Raw genomic sequence first — 18,084 nt, 5'->3', positions numbered from 1 at the left:
ACCTACCTATATATGAAAGGAAAAACAAACTCAATTTCAAATTTTGATATTTTCCCCCATACTTCAAATGTGTTATAACCCGGTGCTAGTCTAATTATTCCATGATTAGTCTGTCTACCACATCGTTTTTGGTCTTTGTATGGATAACCGCCATCAATTAAAAAACTTTGGTTAGCTTTCAACTCACCGATATACTCAAATACATCACCTGTTTTTTTATTGATGATTTTGAAACCCGTTTCAGTGGCTAATCTAATTCTTATTTTCAATTTATGGCTATGTCTTGGGTCTATGGTGTCGCTACTTCCGTTAAATATTTCAAACAATGTACGTGTATGTTTATACTTAATATCGCTATCAGGTACTAATCCGTTTTCAAACTGCCATTTTCCATCACCTAATGAAAACTGATCTGTTAAATAGAGCGATTCTGAATAACCTTTGTAAACTTTAAACGTAAGTTCGAACTCTATAGTGCTGCTATCTTTGACGCTTGGTGCTATTTGAGGGTTCTCAACCGCATATTTTTTATTTGGAGAATCTGAGGTTATAATGTAATAATACTCTCTTCGAAAAAATAATTTTCTTAAAGCATCTTCTGCTAAATATGAATCTATAGAATCAAATCCATCGAAGCCTAACCTGATAATTAGATTGAAAGAAGAATACGTAATACTACCGGGAAGTTCTCCATCTATCCCTTTTATTTCAATACTGTTTGAATTAGCAATCGGATATTCCTGTTTGGCATCTAAAAAAATAAGTCCAGGAATTTCTTCCTGAACGTTTATTGTTTCACTATTAGTGATTAATTTTAAGAATGATACTTTATTCAATTTAAGCTAGTCCCCCTATAATAACTTTGATGGTTTAATTTACTTCCATTTTTCTTATTAAATGAGTTATTTAATTTATTAGCATCGATACCTACAGGTAAGTTCTGTACAACATTAATCAGTGTGGAAGTAAGCTTATTGTTATACTCGTTAAGTATTGTAATTTGTTTCAATAACTTTTCAATAGTTGAGTTGTCATTATTCACTGTTACATTAGTTTTGCCAGTATCCATACCAACATATTGCATAGCTTGTTCTATAAGTTGTACGGCTCTGTTACGTTTAGTTAAAGGTATAACCATTTCAGCTTTATTTCCTTCTCCTATTTCAGCCATTTGATGCTTAGTAACCATACCACCGTTTGCGTATGGTCCCCCTACACCAATTTGTTTTAGCATTCTTCCTCCGTAAGTAGCTTTTGCATAACGCATACCGGCAATCAAGTTATCAAGACCATTGAATATATTCCCATGACCACCTAACTTATAAGCGTTAAACGTTCCTGGCTTAACTTGTACCAATCCTTTAGGATTACCTTCTGAGCTACCTGGACCAATAGCTTTAGGGTTACCTGTAGATTCTGTATTAATTTGTCTTAGCCAAGCATTAGCGTAAGCTGAAGTTTGAGGTAACCCTGCTAATCCTAATGCTTTCATTACTTCTGGTTTCCACGCTTGAACTGCTTTTGGTCCAGAGTTTCCGCCACCTTTACTGCCTAGGTTATGCAACCATTGTTCCGGATCTTTGGGTACGCCATTTTTGTTTAATTGGAAATGTAAATGACCAGTTCCAGCAGTAAATGCACCGGTGTTACCAGATTTGGCTATTAAATCTCCAGCTTTAATTCGTTGACCTTGTTTAACTAGTTGTTTTTGTAGATGCATATACCAGTTTGTTAGACCGCCACCAAGGTCAACTTCAATTGAATTACCACCGCCATAGTCATGCCATACTCTACTTGCTTTTCCTCCTGCAACAGCATAAACATTTGTACCAGGTAACATTCCAAAATCCATACCATAGTGCTTACCTCCGTTAAAACCTAGCCCGCCAGTATAGTTACCGAATTTTTGCCAAATATCATGTTTAAACAACCAAGCAGCATCACCATCGCCACCGCCTACTTCATCAAACATTGATTTAACTTTATCAATAAATGAGGTTTTAATTTTTGAATAAGCGCCTTTTGCCATTGATACTGTTGCGTTTTTGCCTTCACCAAATGATAAGCCTAGACTGTTAAAAACTTTGTTCACTAATTTTCCTGGTTTATCAATCCAATCCATTACATCGCCAAAAGTATCACCTAACCAAGAAACACCTTTATCTTTTAAATCAGCTGCTTTTTCTAAACCTTGTTCAGTTTTCTTTTTAATACCATGAGCTGTATCTGAAGCGCCGTCTTTTACATTCCCTGCGATGCTACCAACTTTATCACCAATAATATCCTGAAGTTTTTTCTTCTTCTTAGTTCCACTAGCAAATCTAGGTAACAGACCCATATCTTTATAACGTTTTGTGTCGGTTGCATTGTGAACTTTATCGCCAGGATCTAAAGGAACCACTACGTTTCTGCCTTGTGGTGCATGTAATGAACCATCAGCTTTCTCTATTACTTCTTGAACGCCACCGCCTGGTGCATTACCTGCGCCCTTATCATTTACAACAGCTAAAGTTGATTGTCTTAATCCACCTTCACTATCTGTTGCAACTGATGCGCCATTATAAGTACCAGTAGATAAAGGTGTAATAGGCTTGATTAAAGTCTTATCAGTAATTGCTTTAGCAATTTTGTTAATACCGCCAATCATACCGTTAAGTCCGTCAATTGCTTTATTAGCAACCGATTTACCTAAGTCTGATGCTGCGCTACCAAAATCTTTCTTGATATTTTTAATCCAATCTAGTGTTTTACCTAACCAACTCTTCCAGCTACCATGCGTTTTCTTAGATTTGTCTTCGCCTTCACCAGCAATTTTGCCAAAAATATCCTTAGCTTTGCCCCACATTTTTGAAAGTCTGTCACCAGTTGAATCTTTCATTTTACCGAACCATTTTCTTGCACTGTTGTAGCTATCTTTAGATTTACCAGCGATTTTACTTCCAATTTTATTCCAAAATTTATTAGCCCCGCCATGCGTATCTTTAAAATAGGCTATGCTCTTATCTTTTGTTTTACCAAACCATTTTTTGGAACTGTTATAACTATCTTTAGATTTATTAGCTATTTTACTTCCTAACTTACTCCACCATTTGTCAGCACCTTGTTTAGTGTCTTTGAAGTAATTAACAGAGCGTGTTTTAGTTTTACTAAACCACTTACCCGTATCTTTCCAAGCTCCTTTTGACTCACTAGCAATTTTAGAACCTAGTTTATTCCACCATTTGTCGGCGCCTTTCTTCGTATCCTTGAAGTATGCTATAGATTTGTTTTTCGTCTTACTGAACCACTTTTGAGCCCCATTGTAGCCTTCTTTTGATTTATTGCCTACAGTTTTCCCAACTTTACTCCACCATTTATTAGCGCCTTGGTGTGTATCTTTGAAGTATCCAACTACCTTTTTCGATATTTTTTTAGCCCCGCCAATAGATGAATCTTTCATAACTTCCCATTTAGATTTAACATGGCCAGTTTGAGAATCGATGTTTTTCTTAACACCTTTATTTTGTTTCTGTGCTTGACCTACAACAGCTTTATGTTGTTTCTTAGCTTTGCCTTTCGATTCGTCGTATTGTTTCTTAGCGTCCTTTATAACTTTATCAGCTTGTGATTTAGATAAGGTTCCTGTTTCATCTCGTTGTTTCACAGCTTCAGCTACAGTTGCTTTATATTTTTTCTTCGCATTAGAAACAGTATTGTCACGTTCTTTAGCGCTTTCTTTAATAACACTAGCTGCCGCTTGCATTGAAAGTTTTCCTTTGTTTTGTTTCATTCTTTCAAGGATAGCTTTTTGTTCTACTTCACCTTTCGATAATGATTTAACCACCGTATTATCTAAACTGCTTTGTAATTTCGCAATCTTATCATTTTCTTTTTTAGTTAAAGAACGTTTTTCTTTATGAGCAACACTGTAAATGCCTAGTATTTGGTTATTGATTTTTTGGGCTTCTTTTGATTCTTTTTTATTACTGTTTTTAGTGTTTTCTAATATTTTAGCTTCTTCTGATTTAGAAAGACCGCTCGTATCCTTAAATATCTTTTCTAAGCCTTTAACTTCACTGTCATGTCGCTTATTAAGTTGTTTTGTTACTTCTTCATTGATATTTCCATAAAGTGAAGTAATTTGTTGAAGTTGCTTATCTCCAATTTTTTCATGGGTAATTTGAATTGTTTCGAGTTTTACTTTTGCTTTTTCAGATAAATCGTTATAGGAGCTCAAAGCTTTCTTAGTACCTTTTGATACACTTTTACCAAATACATTATTTGTATCAGTAGCTTTTGAAACTGCAGAATGTAGGCCGTCAAAACCTTTCTTTATGCCTTTAAATAAAGCACCATCTTGTAGACCTTTAGCCATATCATCTTTGAACTTATCCCATTCTTTGCCTAATTTTCCAATCCATGAGAAATCGATGTTGGCGCCAATTTGGTTAACAAATTTGCCCATATCTTTAAAGCCTTGTTTGAACCAATCCATCTTTTCATAAGCAACACCAAATATTGTTGTAAGTATTGTTAATGGTATTGTTGCTTTACCAATTAGCTTTCCACCAATTTTTACTGCGTTACCTAATTTACTGTATTTACCAGTAGTTACAGTTAGCACATTTCCTAGTTTACCAAATAGGCCTTGTTGTTCTTTAGTTGCTTTTCCTGTTGTAGCCAAGGTTCCAGCTGCAGCTTTATTAGCGCCTGCATTAACAACTGCTTCTGCGCTGTTAACTGCCATTTGTCTATTTAGCACTGCATATCCTTTTGCTGCACTGCCTATAGCTCGTAAAAGTAAACCTATACCTAAAGCTAGAGGACCAATTGCAGCTGTAACACCCAATAAACCAGCAACCGCAACCTTAGCACCACTTGGTAACTTGTTTAAGTAATCGACACTTGCTTTTAATCCACCAACCATACCTGACAGAGCAGGTTGAATCGTCTCAAATACTGATAAACCTAATTCTTCAGCTGCTGAACGTAGTTCTCTTAAACTACCACCTAACCCTTTTTCCATTGTATTAGACATTTTCTTAGCTGAACCTTCACTGCCATCTATCGCTTTACTTAATTTGTTATAATCTTTTTCTGATGCGTTAACCACTGCCAATGCACCACTCATAGATTCTTTACCAAATATAGTTGCTGCTGCAGCTGCTTGTTGATCTTTTGTAAGACCACTGAATTTTTCTCTAAGATCTCCCATAACATCACGCATAGGTTTCATTTTCCCATTGCTATCTGTTATAGATATTCCGAGTTCATCCATTTTATCTTTCATAGCTTTTGTAGGCTTAGCAAGGTTGGTAAACATTGTACGTAATGCAGTACCAGCTTTTTCACCTTTTATTCCCGCATTACTCATTAATCCTATGGCAATAGAAGTATCTTCAATAGTGTAACCTAAGGCTCCAGCTACAGGAGCGGCATATTTGAATCCATCTCCCATCATTTGTACATTTGTATTAGCGTTAGCACTCGCAGAAGCTAACACATCTGCAAAATGCCCACTATCTTTGGCTTGTAAACCAAAAGCTGTTAAACCATCAGTCACAATGTCGGAAACTGTGCCTAGTTCTTCACCTGATGCAGCAGCTAAGTTCATAATACCTGGCAAACCACTTATCATATCTTGCGTTTTCCAACCTGCCATAGCCATATAATTCATAGCTTCAGCACTGTCAGTAGCACTGAATTTAGTTGTCGCACCCATTTCACGAGCTTTAGCTTTTAAAGCGTCTAAGTCTTTACCTGTAGCACCTGAAGTAGCCTGAACTTTACGCATACCATCATCAAATTCAACGCCAAGTTTACTCGCATAGCCCATTGCACCAACAATTGGCGTAGTTACATACATAGACATGCTTCTACCAAATGAGCTCATACCAAGACCAACTTTGCCGAATTTATCAGACATTGCATCCAAATTGTTAGCCGTTTTAGTAAAATGACTATTAGCAATAAGTTGTTCTTTATTAAAAGACTTCATCTCATTTTTAGTTTTATCAATAGTTTTTTGAAGGTTGTTCATAGAAGCTCGTTCATTATTAACTGCATTTTTAGCCTTTGCTAAGTTTTGGTCGTGATTTTTTATAGTAGAATTTAGCTTGTTATACTCTTTTTCTGTTTGCTTAAGCTCAGTATTAGTTTTATCGTAACTGTCTTTAACTTTTTTATTAGTAGTAGCTAGATTCTCATTTTTATTTTTAAGGTTCTTAACTTGTGAACCCTCTTCTTTGTATCTTTGAACTAATTCTTTATGCTTTTGAGATTGTTTTTGGGTAGCTTCTGAAGCCTTTTTAAGCTGTGCTGTTGTGGCTTGATTTGAATTTTTCAATTCTTTTTCAGCTTGTCTGAGTTGCTTTAATTTTTGGTAAGCTTTATCTTTTTGCTCCGTAGTACGCTTATACTGAGTCTGGGATTTCTTTAATTCAGCATTAGAGGATTTAACAGCGTCATTAGATTTATCTAGTGCAGCTTTTTCTTTTTTTGTTGCATCGGCTAATGATTTGTATGCTTTTTCTACACTTGAAACCGTTTGTTTAGCTTTAGTGTAATTTGCATTTAAGTCTTTTAACTCCTGTTCTGCTTGATTAAACATTTGCTTTTGGATTTTCATTTTATTGTTAAGGCCATCTATTCTTGTTTGGTACTGCTTCATAGATTTTTCTGATTTATCAAAAGCAGATAAATTTGCTTTCAATTCGCTGTTAGCTAAACCTAATTGACGTTTCAGTCCTTTAAACCCTTCTTCTACTTGCGAATTGTCCATGGTGTTACGTATCGTTACACCTTTTATGTTATCACTCATTATTTTCCTCCTTTCTAGCTTCCAAATAATTGTTTAAGTGCAGAACCAGTTATCACTTCTGATTGTTTCTGACTTTCTTTTTCTTCACCTTTATCAATTATCATTCGGCACAAAGTTTCATAAGGTTGGCGTTTTACTTCGTCTATCGTCCAACCATATTCACGCATACAAAAATGCATGATTGAATCTACATTTTTTCTAAACTCATCAAAAGAGACTACTTTCCCGATTCTTCATCCTCTTCATCTGGAAACTCTTCTGGAGAAATTTGAGCAAAGATATCTTTACAAACGTCATCGAATTCAGCTGATTTAATGCCTTTTAAAATTTGTTCTTCTGAAATATCAAATAAAGATGCTAAAAATTCAGTACGGATTTTAATAGCTTTAACTTGTGTCATCGTTTCTTCTCTAAGTTCTTTAGTAAAGTTATCTTGCATTTGTGCGAAATCTAATTTGTCTTGAACTGTTAATTCGCTCTCTCTTGTGTGAACTTCTACCTTGTTTGTTTCTGGATTAATTAATCTAATTTCTACTTTTTTAGTCATTTTTGTAATCTCCTTTGATAATTTTATAAATAAAAAAGAGGGCCATAAGCCCTCAATAACTTCTTATACTTCTGGTTCAACTACTGCGCTAACAGTGATAACAGACGTATCTGTTTTAATTCCGTCTTGTGCTGTAACTGTGATTGTGGCTTCACCTTCTGCCACACCTTCTACAGTGCCATCAGCTGTTACTGTAGCAATATTATCAGCAGATGAACTGTAAGTTACCTTCTTGTTAGTTGCTGTTGATGGCGCTACTGTGCTTGACAGTTTAGTTGTGCTACCTACGTCTACACTTGCTGTCTTAGGTGCAATAGTTACACCGGTTACTGAAATAGGTTTTGTTTTGAAAGCAGGTACATCTACTTTATCTGACTCTCCATGTTCATTTTGTCTCGCAATTTGATAAGTACCTAATGGATAATCAGTGTTTGCTTCTAATTCATTGATAGTCACTGTAGCTTTACCTTCTGCATATGCAGAACTACTTACTAATGACTCACCTTTATATACGTTTAATGTATCAGCCATGTTTTCACCTTCCTATTTATAATTTGAAAACCCCTATTCTGCTGAAATAGATGCAGATTTACTGTTTGCACTTACTTCAACTTTTTGGGGAACCTTAGGGTGTTACTGGTTCTTCAATAGATCCTGGGAAAACTAATGCAAGGAAAGCTTCTGCGCCTTCTTCTCCTTCGTGGTAACCAACTGCACGAGATTTACCGTCAATATTACGGTTCATCCAATCGCCTGTGAGTTTCGTTGCTTCAGGTGCTTCAGCTTTTTCTGCTGCTGTTTTAAATTCAACTTGGTCTAAACTGAAAGTACCTTTAACTAATGCACAATAAATCGGATTACCATCTGCATCTTCTGATTCTCCAACTGCTGCAACATATGGTGCGCGAGTATCGTCGCCAATCCATGAAGTGCCGTTTTCATCTTTTTCACGCCCTAGAACCGAATCTAAATCTTCTGTAGGGATATTGAATAAATCTGTATCTGATTTAACTTCATTAGTTCCTTGTTTCTTCATCCAAACACGCTTATTTGACGCCCACATATCAACCATTTCTGGTGCCAAACCAGTGATATTCATGTTGACAGTACCACCTTTGTCATCTTCCCAAGTCATCTTTTTAATAATTTTTTCTGCTTTATCGTCGAAAACACCTACGTGTAACTTTTTAAATCCTACTGTTGCTGAACCCATTTGAATTCCTCCTAATTTTTGGTACAAAAAAGAACGCATCTATTCGACACGTTCACCCTTGTAGTATATATTTTTCGGTATACCTTCATATCTTCTTGATTTGACATACCGTTTTGTTTGTTTAAAATATGCATCTAAAACACTTGACGCTTGATAAAAGCCGTATTCTTTAAGCAAATAGCGTACTCTCTTTGTTATATCTATAGTAAATTGATCTTTGTAACTTTCCACATCGACTTGTATTGTAAAAGTTTCTGATAGATACTTATCTGAAGCAAATGAACTTGGACTGTCTACAACTGGCGAAAGAATAATGAAAGGCTTTGTTGTATCAGCATTTTCACTCACTTCATAAAAATAGATTCTATTTGAAACATGATTTTTAATCAGCTCATCGTTTATTATTATTTCTCTTATATATGAAAGTATATTCATAAGCCTTTCCCCAATTCATCAATTACAATTTTCCTGTATCTTGCTTGACTTGCTTGTAGCGTTTTAGCAATGACTCCAAACCCTCTAGGTATAAACTTTTTACCATTACGATCATAACCATGTTCGTTTAAATGTACTAGATTATACCTATCTCTAGGACCTACCCATTCAATGACCACAGTTCTTTGTCTGTCTTTGGCATCAGTAAAAGGTCTTGTTCGAGTCATCTCTTCTATTGAAGCACCTGTATCTTTAAAAGCTTTGAAATGTGTTTTCATTTCCCCAAGCATATAATCAGAAGCTTCAGTCAAAGCTCTATCACTTTTAGCCCTCATAGAACTAGTGCCAAATCGCTTTTCTAATTGATTTTCCAGCTCTTTAATCCCCTTAATTTCAACACTCATTATTTCTCACCTAAAATCACAGTTATAAAGCCACGTTCAGGTGTATCTAGTCTTACTTCATATATATTGAATAAGGGTTGTTCTAGCCTAAAATCTTCTACAAAAACGATGTGTTTGTTGTTGGGGGTAAATGACTGATAAGCATCTCTGATTACCAAACTTAGACCATGCATAGACTCATTTACACCTAGAATTTCTCTATCTTTCATAGATGGATTATAAGTTTCGGCATAACATCGATGCACTTCAACTTCTTTTACATCGTCTGGGTAAGGTCCTTCATTCTTATACTGATAAAATATTACGGGTGTGCGTAAATCGCCTGACTGTACTTTCTTACTCTTGTATCTCATCGACGCCAAACTCATCACCACCAAACACTTTATTATTAAGTCCAAAATCAAGTAATAATGTAGAAAAGTTTTTATGGAAAAACTGCAACTGCTCATTATAAACATATCGCGAACGTTCCATCACTAACTCTTGACCTATTGGACTATCTTCAATATCAAAACTTCCACAGATTGATTGAATCGCTATATAGGATTTGTTTAAAATCTGTTTTAGCGATTCATCTTCAGAACTGTGAAATATATGCATGCGTTGCTTGAACTCTTTTAGTAATTCGTCCATTCTCCCACACCCCTAATCCGCTGTAATTGAGGCTGATTTTGCATTAACTACAACTTCAACGTTTTGGGGTTCATTAGGGCGAACCTTCCTCTGAATTGATGTTTAAGTCGTAAACAGCTGCTACTTTATCATCTTTAGCTTTACCATAGGCAAATTGCTTAGCAGTGTATAAATCCATATCCTCAATTGCTAAAGTTTGGTCGAATTTTTGTAAGTTAATACCACCAGCTAAATAACCGTCGTAACGACCTTTAACGTATGTTAAAACTTTACCTGCAGGTTGTGCGACAGATTCAATTACATTCAAGTTGAATGGTAACGCTGTTACATACACACCATTAGCATTTAAATGAGTATATTGTGCTTGAATATCAAATGCATCAGATGGATTAACTACCATAGTCACATTACCTTTAACTGCTACTGATTTTCCTTTTTCATCTGTTGAGTGGTTTTTAAATACTTTTGTTAACTCAAGTACAGTAGTACGTGGGTCTTTGAATGTTAAAGTACCTAAAGATTCTTTTTCTGGGTACACATCGCCTGTAACTGATACACCTTCTTGAACTTGACGACTCAAACCAATTGGTTGTTCTTTACCAGTACCATTTAAGAAAGCTGCTTCAAGCGCAACTGCAAATGCCTCTTCGATTTGTAAACGAACAAAACGTTCTACCCATGCAGGACCAAAGTCTTTTAAGTCTTTTGGTAAAACTACGAAGGCTGTCAATTTGTTTTGAATTGCAGTTTCTTCACTGAATGCTGCATCTAATTGACCTTTGATTTCTCCAAAGATTTTACCCCATACAGCTACGCCACTTGTTTCAGATTTCAAGAATTTAAGACGTAAGCCAGCATTCTTAATACCTAAATCTGCAAGTAATGGGTGCTCTGTAGTAAGATTTTCAAAGATACGATCAATCGTTTCTTCTGGTATTAATTTTTCTTCTTTATATCCAACTTCTGTGTTGATTTCATTAAAGAATTTACGTTGTTCAGCAGTTAACTTGCTTTCTGCTGTAGGTAAGCTAGAAACTCTTTCTGCTTCAGCTTGTGCTTGTGCTTTTGATTCCTCGAATAGTTCATTAATCATTTTGCCATATAATTCGGCTTGTGCTTTTTCGTCTTCGCCATTTTGAATTGCATTTAAGAATTCCTGACGTGCTGTTTTAAAATCATCTGATAATTGTATAGTCATTTAAATGACCCTCCTTGTTTTTTGTATTAAAAAAAGAACCTAGACTTATTGTCTTCTACTGTTTTTCCTTTAGTAGAACTATCAATAACGGCTTCTTTTTTATCTTCTAGTTTTTCTATAACTTTATTTGCAATTTGCTCAACATCAATATTTACTTCTGGTGTTTTACTCATTAATGTTGCAATACGACTTACTGCATCGTTAGATAGCATTTGTCCTGAAGTAGCAACCAATCTCGGTGCGCTTTCATCAAACATCTTGCTATCTGCAAATCCTTGCTCAACTGCTGTATCTGCGCTAAACCATGTTTCTTCATTCATTAGATCAGTAATTTCTTGTTCTGATTTTCCTGTTTTAGCAATATAGGCATTAGCAACTGCTTTATTAGCTGAAGTTAGCATGTTATAAGCAGTTTGCATTTTTCTATTGTCTCCAACAGCTATAGAACTAGCATTGTGAATCATCATTTGTGCTGTAGGACTCATTTCTATTTTTGAGCCTGCCATCGCAATTACAGATGCTGCACTTGCAGCGACACCAACAACTTTGACATTTACATTGCCCGGATATTCTTTCAACGATGTGTAAATTTCACTTCCACTAAATACATCTCCACCACCTGAATTGATGATAACTTCTACATCTTCATTAGTAGAGGGTAGCGCATCAAACACGTCTTTAGGCGATGTGGCGTCCATTTCTAACATGTCGTATATCCATTTGTCATTGTTGGGCACGATTGCGCCTTTAACGTTTATTTTCATCATTTATCACCCCCTTCTAGTGGTTCTTCATTCACTACATTTTCATTTGCTTTTGTGTAGTTTTTTGTTACAAAGTATTCATCCATCTTAGGATCATCAGAAGGTTCTTCACCTAGTAAGACAAGCACCTGATTAGGTGTGAATGTACTTGAAGCGACAAGTTTATCAATAGCTTCTGCCATTTCAAGTGGGTCTTTCTTGTCTATACCTATAACTTTTAGGTTCTTACCTTTAATAACTTCTTTTTGAGTTAACAGTTTTGCTTTTAATTCATCTTCTATCTTTTTATTTAAAGGTTTAGTGCAGAACTTACTAAATGACTCTAAGGCATTTTTTAAGTCTGCTAACTCACCATGTATCAATGACGGCGGTATGCCAATAGCTTTCGCTACTGAATCAACCATAGCTTTTTGTAATTTCGTTAATTCATCAAATGATGCGTTATTTCCTTTTGTATTTGCTGACACGTCTTGAAAGTCAAACCCTTTTGTTAAGGGGGTAATTGCAACACCGTTTTTACTGAAAGAATCTACGACCTTATTTACATATTTCTGCATTTTTTCTATTTCTTTTTCACTGTTTACGTTTTGTGAATCTACATTTATGATTCCTCGTATTTGATAGTTACGCATTTGAGCATTTATCATTCTGCCAAATATTTCACCATAATCTGCAAATAACCCCTCTGTAAACTTATTAAGTTTCTCATTGTTGTAAGTCAGATAAAGCACATCATCCATCTTGAATGAGCGTTCAAATTCATACTCTCCAATAGTTACGCCCTCAAATACATCGGGATATAAAGCAAAACGTTTACGGTGGTAGTCATCTGCTATTACTAAATCTTTTGTATCTGTAACAATAATTAATACTTCATTATCGTAAATAAGTTTAAAAATAACGGACTGCCAAAAATCTGTAGATGATAAATCTGTATTTGGTCTCGTGTTTAATTTGTACCAAACACTATCTTTAATCACTTTATTATTTTCATCTGTAATTCTAAATTCAGATTGTGAAATAGTACGTGCTAAAAATTCAATACAAGTATTTAAAGCCATTTGTTTGAGATAGGCTTTTTGTGATGTATCTTGAAATAATTCAAGATCATACATCCAACTTGCTTCTTCATGTCTGTTAAAAATTCTGTCGAAAAAGCTAACCATCTTTTTCCTCCTTTCAATTAAAAGTTAATTGCATTTAAGAAATCTAAACTGTTGCCTATGTCCGCTTCTAATAGCTCGTCTGCACGATATAGTGAATGTACGAGTGCTTGAAAGCCATCCGTTTTACGACGTATTTCATCTTTTTTAATATATTCTTTGTTGCCATCAGGTCTTATTTTGACAGCAACATTGTTCGTGTACCACCGCATCAAAGGATTGTCATCAAATACTAGATTATGGTTAGCAAACATCGTTTCAATACGTGGAGCAAGTAATGATTGTATTGCCCTAGGATTTTTAATTACTTCAATCTCTATACCGAATTCTTCAAATACAGGTCTGAGTAAATCCATTCTAAAATTATCAGCAATTACTTTTTCTAATCCATAGTTTTCTCTCATAGTGTCAAACCATCTGACAATGTGGTAAGGGTTTATAGAGGGTTCATCAACAATTGTAAGTAGTCCATCTTTTTCCCAATCATGTATTGGCGCTTTTAATTTAACGGAATCTAAAAAACCTTTACGAACAAACGAATGTGATTTCCATATATAATCATCACCATCTCTGAATAACAATCCAACTGCTGCAAAATCTTTTATACTCGCGTAGTCAAGGCCACCTATACATTGTCTATTTTCTAATATAGGAAATGGACGGTTAGTTGCAAGGATATCTTCCCACGGAGCGACGACTTTCTCTAAATCAACTTCAGGTAGATTCATGCGCTTAGTCATGAACTCTTGACGTTTAGTAGGACTGAAAGTCATTTCATTGTATTGGTTTTTTACTTTTCTGAATAAACCTCTAGCATAATCACTCATAGGTTCACTAAACATAGGATTAGCTTTCTCCCACATAGTTGAATCGTCAACTTCTAGTGGGTCATCAAGCTTACAAATGAATGGGAATATTCTATCGTCAGGTGTATCTCCATTTAATAATGACAATGATCGTTCTTTCATTTTGTCTAAAAAACCTTCTCGAACATAACCGTCAGTTCCTATAAAGAACTCACGTGGATGTTTAACTTTACCTAAACCTGAACTAAACACATCTACTGTTTCACTATTCTCATATCGGTGTATTTCATCATATATTACGCAACCTTCACGTCCACCATCTTTAGTACCAGCGTTCGATGTTCTAAACCTAAATCGTGATTTAGTTTCTTGGTCTGTAATGACAAGCTTAGTTAAATAGAACATATCTTCTAGCTCGTTACGTTCAATCATGTTATATGCTTCTTCAAATGAGGTCTTTGCTTGTTCTTCTGAATTCGCTACAACTGAGATATCATAGTTAGGAATATCATGTAGGTAAGATATGAAATAATTAGATAAGGCAGTTATTAAACCATTTTTCCCACCACCACGTCCAAGCGTAATAAAAAACTGCTCGTAATAAAGAAAGTTACCTTCATTCTCGAACAGAAATACAAACGGAACTATGAACTTTTGAAAGGATTGTAATGGGAAGTACCAACGTTCTGTAAATTTGATAAAGTTTTCAATTTGTTCTTCATCAAAGTGTAGATCATCTCGACTTAACACGTCTCTTTCTAAATATGCAATAAGTAATATACGTTCTTTGTTTAGCATTATCTTGCCTGATTTCCATAAGCGTATATATTCATCAACATGTTTATTGCTAATCATAATAAATCACGACGAACTATTTTATCAGGTTCATCATCTTTCTTAGGCAATAAGTCTGAGAGTTGTTTAATGATACGTTGGTAAGATTGGTCTCGCGTAGTATACAACCTCGCTACAGGTCTTTCTCTCTCATATGGTGGGGCTTTATCTGATTGTTGGAATAAATCATATTCTCCATTTTGTTGGAGGTCCTCCCACATATAATCAAGCATTATCCTCAGTCTTGCAGCTTGGATAATAAGGCCTTCTGCAACTTGTAATCTGTCTTTCGGTATATCTTTGTATAAAGCGAGCAACCTTTTACGTTCTTTAACAACTTGTTTGTCATCATCTCTGACCCTCATAAATATCACCTCTTTCTTCAGGGAGGGGTTATGTGAATTTTTTAATAATAAATCTACGGAATCGACTCCCCCTACACCGGTTCCCCGAGCCATTTTTATTTAAAAAGTTTTTGACCCGGGGGTATTTTAAAATTAAATTTTATTTTTATATAAATTAATAAATATTCTATTACCACATTTCATCATCAGCCCATTTATTTTTCTTTGGCTCTCTCCAATTTGTGTAATGTCTGTCATGAATTTTATTATGGCAATCGACACAAAGCGTTTCTAAATTATCATCGTCTAATGCTAACTCAGGATTGAATTCAAGCTCTTTAATGTGATGTACTACAAGCTTTATCTTTTTACGACCATTCTTATTAGGCTCGTATATATCAAGTGATACTTTACCTTGCCTCTTACATTCTTGGCATTCATAATGGTCTCGCTCTTTAATACACTCTCGCTTGACTCTCCATCGTTTATCATTATAGAACGAACGTCGTTGCTCCTTTGTTAGTGCCATCTGTCATTCTCCTTATGAGTTAAGCTCATTAGTCTAGATACATTTAGATCACCAATGGTTGTGACGTATGAGTTATGTATGCTAACTCATATGAGTACATCATCATGACTGTTGTTTAATAGATAGTTATAATGATTCATGTGATGATACTCATATCAATAAGCACAAAGAAGACACACCACTCAATGTGATGTGCCTCAATATAATATAGTATTGTTAATGAGCTTGAAGTACCAAGCACAACTGTTACGATACAATTGCTTATACTAACATAATAACACCTTGACACGTGTCAAAAGTCTCACATAAGTATCAATGTATTATACCTAACTCATCAGCTAAGTTATAGAGTATACGTTTCTTTAGTCTAAAGAATGTTGCTCTGCTAATGGGTAGCTTATCTATAATACCCTCTACTGTATATCTTCTAGGCTTATCGAAGTATAGTAGGTTCATTAGGTCGCGCTCTACTGGTTGTGCGTGCTCATACACTGTAGTAATTGCAGTTGATACTCTATGCATATGTGCCAACCTTTTATCAGTTATAAGTCTTGTTGCTTGTCTCTCTGTTGTGCTAGTAATTGTATTACTCTTACCTCCACCTATATTAGTATCTTGTTCTTGCCATGGATATTGTATCTCTTCTTTCAAACCTTCCATACGCTTCTGAGTACTATTATACTGTTTAAGTTCTTCTTCTAAATAATTGATTGTTGACTTACGCATCTATATACCTCCATTACTTATACTCTGCTATTCTTGCTTTGACTGCATTCATTAATTCATCTTGTGTTAGTTCTTTGTTCTGTAAAGCTTTATGGACTCTTTGATCTATTGTGTTATCAGTCATGATGTGATGTATGATTGTCGTATTGTCTTGTCCTTGTCTGTACAATCTAGCGTTGGCTTGTTGATACAATTCAAGCGACCATGTTAAACCGAACCATACAATGATGTGCCCGCCTTGTTGTAGGTTAAGCCCGTGCCCTGCACTTGCAGGATGTGCTATCAATATTTCTATATTACCTTTATCCCATTCTTCTTTATAGTTGTCACTGCCTAACACTACTGCTTGTTTGAATCGTTTAAGTATTCGTTCCTTGTCATGCTTAAAGTTATAGAATAGAAGAATTGGTTGTCCTTGTGATTCTTCTATTATCTCTTCTAATTTATCTAACTTACGATCGTGTACTTGTCTTACATCCTGTTCATCTGTGTACACCGCACCGTTAGAAAGTTGTAGTAACTTCTGGCTTAAAGATGCACCACTTTGTGCAACAATCGTTCCATCATCTTCTGATTCTAAAATGTAATCACGTTCTAACTCGTCATACAATTTACGTTCTTTAATCGATAAAGTTACTTCTTGAACTGTATCTATCCGTTCAGGCATTGATAAGTAATCACTTGCCTTCATACTGATACACACATCGTCTATCTTCTTATATATTAATTCTTCAGCTTCTTCTCTTAATTCCCAATTAAACACATGCTCACTTACTTGATGTGTTGGTTTGAAATATCTTTCTCTAAATCTAGTAAATGATTTCTCTAATCTTTCTCCACTATCTATTAGATAAACCTGTGCCCATAAATCCATCATACTGTTTGGACTTGGCGTTCCTGTTAATCCGACAAAACGTTTAACAAGCGGTAGCTTTTTCTTTAAAGCTTTAAACCTTTGGCTTGTGTGACTCTTAAATGTAGATAACTCATCGACTACTAACATATCGAAGGGCCAACTTTTTTTATAATAGTCGCATAACCATTTAGTATTTTCCTTATTTGTTATATAGATGTCTGCATCTTGATTAAGTGCATCAATCCTTTGCTTAGGTGTTCCTAATACTTTAGAAACTTTAAGATGTTTTAAATGCTCCCACTTATTAATTTCATCTGCCCAAGTGTCTTTAGCTACATTGAGCGGTGCAATAACTAACATCTTATCTGTATCGATTACCTGTAGATTACTAAATGCTGTTAATGTTGAAACCGTCTTACCTAATCCCATATCTAAAAATAATCCATATTTATTATTCTCTATTATCTTTTGTATGGAATAACTTTGATATTCATGTGGTTTAAAGTTAATTGCCATTTGGTATGACCACCTTACTGATGAATCTATCCACTTCTGATTTGCTCCAAAGTACATAAACGTTATGATCTCTTGCTGCAAATTGCTTGTGTACATATTTCTGTAATGGATGTAGCTTCCCATTTTCTTGTTTCATCTCTATAAAGTAAGTTTTGCCTTTTGGCATTATGATAATTCTATCTGGTACACCTCTTGTTCCGGGCGCTACCCATTTCAAACATAAGCCATTCAATTTTGTAATTTCTTTTTTTAAATACGTTTCAATTTTCGATTCTTTCATGTGTTCACACCTTGCATAAAATATTAAGTGTCCAATT

Annotated in this window: 19 protein-coding genes; all 19 read right to left on the bottom strand. The window is 35.1% G+C overall.

From position 1 onward, the window contains the following. Positions 1 to 2: 2 nt before the first annotated feature. The 19 genes from QMO72_RS05705 to QMO72_RS05615 all read right to left on the bottom strand — a co-directional run bounded on the left by QMO72_RS05705 (position 3) and on the right by QMO72_RS05615 (position 18,047). Positions 3 to 836, bottom strand: a complete 834-nt coding sequence (locus QMO72_RS05705; RefSeq protein ID WP_103266691.1) for a phage tail domain-containing protein — start codon at positions 834 to 836, stop codon at positions 3 to 5. Next, positions 833 to 6,799 (bottom strand): phage tail tape measure protein, encoded by a 5,967-nt coding sequence (locus QMO72_RS05700; protein WP_103266690.1) that lies wholly within the window; start codon positions 6,797 to 6,799, stop codon positions 833 to 835. The genes QMO72_RS05705 and QMO72_RS05700 overlap by 4 nt, the downstream gene beginning before the upstream one ends. Positions 6,800 to 6,813: 14 nt before the next feature. Then, positions 6,814 to 6,978: a hypothetical protein gene (locus QMO72_RS05695; protein ID WP_286093281.1), complete on the bottom strand. Its 165-nt coding sequence runs from the start codon at positions 6,976 to 6,978 to the stop codon at positions 6,814 to 6,816. A 38-nt stretch (positions 6,979 to 7,016) separates the two neighbouring features. Continuing rightward, positions 7,017 to 7,346: a phage tail assembly chaperone G gene (gene gpG, locus QMO72_RS05690; protein WP_103266688.1), complete on the bottom strand. Its 330-nt coding sequence runs from the start codon at positions 7,344 to 7,346 to the stop codon at positions 7,017 to 7,019. A 63-nt stretch (positions 7,347 to 7,409) separates the two neighbouring features. Further along, complete coding sequence (locus tag QMO72_RS05685) at positions 7,410 to 7,877, bottom strand: Ig-like domain-containing protein (RefSeq protein ID WP_103266687.1); 468 nt, start codon at positions 7,875 to 7,877, stop codon at positions 7,410 to 7,412. Between the two features lie 94 nt (positions 7,878 to 7,971). Further along, positions 7,972 to 8,559 (bottom strand): major tail protein, encoded by a 588-nt coding sequence (locus tag QMO72_RS05680; protein ID WP_103266685.1) that lies wholly within the window; start codon positions 8,557 to 8,559, stop codon positions 7,972 to 7,974. 39 nt (positions 8,560 to 8,598) lie between these two features. Continuing rightward, positions 8,599 to 8,994 carry a hypothetical protein gene (locus QMO72_RS05675; protein ID WP_103266684.1) on the bottom strand — a complete coding sequence of 132 codons (396 nt, stop codon included), beginning with the start codon at positions 8,992 to 8,994 and terminating at the stop codon, positions 8,599 to 8,601. After that, positions 8,991 to 9,398: a hypothetical protein gene (locus QMO72_RS05670; RefSeq protein WP_103266682.1), complete on the bottom strand. Its 408-nt coding sequence runs from the start codon at positions 9,396 to 9,398 to the stop codon at positions 8,991 to 8,993. The genes QMO72_RS05675 and QMO72_RS05670 overlap by 4 nt, the downstream gene beginning before the upstream one ends. Next, on the bottom strand, positions 9,398 to 9,751 hold the full coding sequence (locus QMO72_RS05665; RefSeq protein WP_069854513.1) for a hypothetical protein: 354 nt from the start codon (positions 9,749 to 9,751) through the stop codon (positions 9,398 to 9,400). Before QMO72_RS05665 ends, QMO72_RS05670 begins: the two co-directional genes overlap by 1 nt. Further along, on the bottom strand, positions 9,735 to 10,031 hold the full coding sequence (locus QMO72_RS05660; RefSeq protein WP_103266681.1) for a hypothetical protein: 297 nt from the start codon (positions 10,029 to 10,031) through the stop codon (positions 9,735 to 9,737). The genes QMO72_RS05665 and QMO72_RS05660 overlap by 17 nt, the downstream gene beginning before the upstream one ends. A 73-nt stretch (positions 10,032 to 10,104) precedes the next feature. Further along, the gene (locus QMO72_RS05655; protein WP_103266679.1) at positions 10,105 to 11,229 is read right to left on the bottom strand and encodes a phage major capsid protein; all 1,125 of its coding nucleotides are present in this window, start codon (positions 11,227 to 11,229) and stop codon (positions 10,105 to 10,107) included. A 26-nt stretch (positions 11,230 to 11,255) separates the two neighbouring features. Continuing rightward, positions 11,256 to 11,993 carry a head maturation protease, ClpP-related gene (locus tag QMO72_RS05650; protein WP_103266711.1) on the bottom strand — a complete coding sequence of 246 codons (738 nt, stop codon included), beginning with the start codon at positions 11,991 to 11,993 and terminating at the stop codon, positions 11,256 to 11,258. Then, positions 11,993 to 13,159 carry a phage portal protein gene (locus QMO72_RS05645; protein WP_103266677.1) on the bottom strand — a complete coding sequence of 389 codons (1,167 nt, stop codon included), beginning with the start codon at positions 13,157 to 13,159 and terminating at the stop codon, positions 11,993 to 11,995. Before QMO72_RS05645 ends, QMO72_RS05650 begins: the two co-directional genes overlap by 1 nt. 17 nt (positions 13,160 to 13,176) lie before the next feature. Further along, a complete protein-coding gene (locus QMO72_RS05640) occupies positions 13,177 to 14,817 on the bottom strand; it encodes a terminase TerL endonuclease subunit (RefSeq protein ID WP_103266675.1) in 1,641 nt (546 codons plus the stop codon). Further along, complete coding sequence (locus QMO72_RS05635; RefSeq protein WP_103266673.1) at positions 14,814 to 15,161, bottom strand: hypothetical protein; 348 nt, start codon at positions 15,159 to 15,161, stop codon at positions 14,814 to 14,816. Before QMO72_RS05635 ends, QMO72_RS05640 begins: the two co-directional genes overlap by 4 nt. 169 nt (positions 15,162 to 15,330) lie before the next feature. After that, positions 15,331 to 15,669: an HNH endonuclease gene (locus QMO72_RS05630; protein ID WP_103266672.1), complete on the bottom strand. Its 339-nt coding sequence runs from the start codon at positions 15,667 to 15,669 to the stop codon at positions 15,331 to 15,333. A gap of 312 nt (positions 15,670 to 15,981) precedes the next feature. Beyond that, a complete protein-coding gene (locus QMO72_RS05625; protein ID WP_103266670.1) occupies positions 15,982 to 16,395 on the bottom strand; it encodes a DUF722 domain-containing protein in 414 nt (137 codons plus the stop codon). A gap of 13 nt (positions 16,396 to 16,408) precedes the next feature. Continuing rightward, positions 16,409 to 17,767: a DEAD/DEAH box helicase gene (locus QMO72_RS05620; RefSeq protein WP_103266668.1), complete on the bottom strand. Its 1,359-nt coding sequence runs from the start codon at positions 17,765 to 17,767 to the stop codon at positions 16,409 to 16,411. Beyond that, positions 17,757 to 18,047, bottom strand: coding sequence for a VRR-NUC domain-containing protein (locus QMO72_RS05615; RefSeq protein ID WP_103266666.1), 291 nt, complete (start codon positions 18,045 to 18,047; stop codon positions 17,757 to 17,759). The genes QMO72_RS05620 and QMO72_RS05615 overlap by 11 nt, the downstream gene beginning before the upstream one ends. Positions 18,048 to 18,084: the final 37 nt, after the last annotated feature.

This window comes from Staphylococcus casei (assembly GCF_030294405.1).
GTDB lineage: Bacteria > Bacillota > Bacilli > Staphylococcales > Staphylococcaceae > Staphylococcus > Staphylococcus succinus.
This window is presented reverse-complemented; position numbering and strand designations above follow the sequence as displayed.